Here is a 1353-nt window from a genome sequence, read left to right as displayed (position 1 = left end):
ATGAACACCGCCTTTTGATAGGACTACGTTAAAATAAAATTTATGGATGGAATATGGATTATAAATACCCCCCAAGAGAAATCATAGACCCAGAAGAAGAGAAAAAGTCTATGGTGGAAAGTCAGGTTAGGCGTTCAAATGCAGCGATAGCTGAATATGATGAAAGGGAAAGAAGAAGAGCTAAACTATTGGCTTCTTTGACTAAAGATAATCCTCCACAGGTAAGTAACGCACCAATACTCAAATCAAGGCTGTTAAAAAATGAAGAGAATATGAATGCTTTAGGGAAAGGTTCGTTTTCTTCACTGTCTATGGGGATGAAAAGCTTTGAAGTATTAAAAGCTCAAGAAGCATTGAAAGCAGTGGGAGTCTATCAAGGAAAGGTTGAAGGAATCTTTGGAAGTAAAACAGAGCAAGCGGTTAAATCTTTTCAGCAGACATACAAACCAACGCATACAACTCATGCTCAATACAACCTTGATAAGACCGATGGTGTTGTAGGTAGAAATACTGTACTAGCACTAGATGAAGCGGTCGTTGAGCAATGGGATAGCACTTTTCATCTTGGTTGGATGCAATCGACGACCACTCAATCACAAGATGAATTGTGGGCAAACCTCTTTACGTCAGAGACAAGTGAGGAACAAAAGCAGACCATCAAGCGCTGTAATCTTCATTTGAACGAGCCCGTTCGAGAGGGTGAAATTGTCCTTCTTCCAACTACAGAGCCTAAAACAAAGGATGAACGAGAGCTGCTCAATCTTTGGATTGAACAAGCGAAGATTGCCAGTAAGGAATTAGGAAAACTATTGGATGAGGAGGTAGCGACACTCAACCGTCACTTCGAGCTTTTCTCTCATCAACTGGAAGAGCGGATTGAATCGGATGGCTTACCCAATGATTATTATGCTCAGGTAGCGGTGGGGGTTGGTGCAACGTCTGCAATCGTTGAGCAAAACCTTAAGAATATTCAAAATGTCCTATTAGAAATAAATGGCCTGTATGTGCAGCATGTCGAAACCAATCAAAAGTGGGCTATGCCAATAATCAGCGATTTTTTGATCAGCGTGCCGCATTGTTTAAAAAACTGGATGGTTCTTTTGCAATGCTATCCAAACGTAGCGTTCAATTGCCCATCTATACGCAAATTAAACGCAATTTAAGCCTCTCCACTAAATCAGCCGTTCACAATGCGGATGAAATTCTAAAGACGGGTTTTGTGAAAGAATTAGGGAAGCGGATTGGTAATATTGCTCTTGGAATTTCTGCCGCCAGAGGTGTGGGTTATGTTGGTTTACTTGTGGGTGCCGTCAGTGGTGTCGATAGCATCTATGAAGCGTGCAAGGTGGATGG

2 pseudogenes are annotated in these 1353 nt (G+C 41.6%); both read left to right on the top strand.

The window, feature by feature from the left end:
* Positions 1 to 53: 53 nt before the first annotated feature.
* A pseudogene (locus QTN94_RS19910) lies at positions 54 to 440 on the top strand (peptidoglycan-binding domain-containing protein); the annotation flags it as partial.
* Between the two features lie 117 nt (positions 441 to 557).
* Positions 558 to 1353, top strand: a pseudogene (locus QTN94_RS19905) (hypothetical protein); the annotation flags it as partial.

It is taken from the genome of Vibrio sp. M250220, assembly GCF_036533795.1.
Lineage (GTDB): Bacteria > Pseudomonadota > Gammaproteobacteria > Enterobacterales > Vibrionaceae > Vibrio.
The sequence above is the reverse complement of the archived record's forward strand: the minus strand, read 5'-3'. Positions and strand labels throughout refer to the sequence as shown.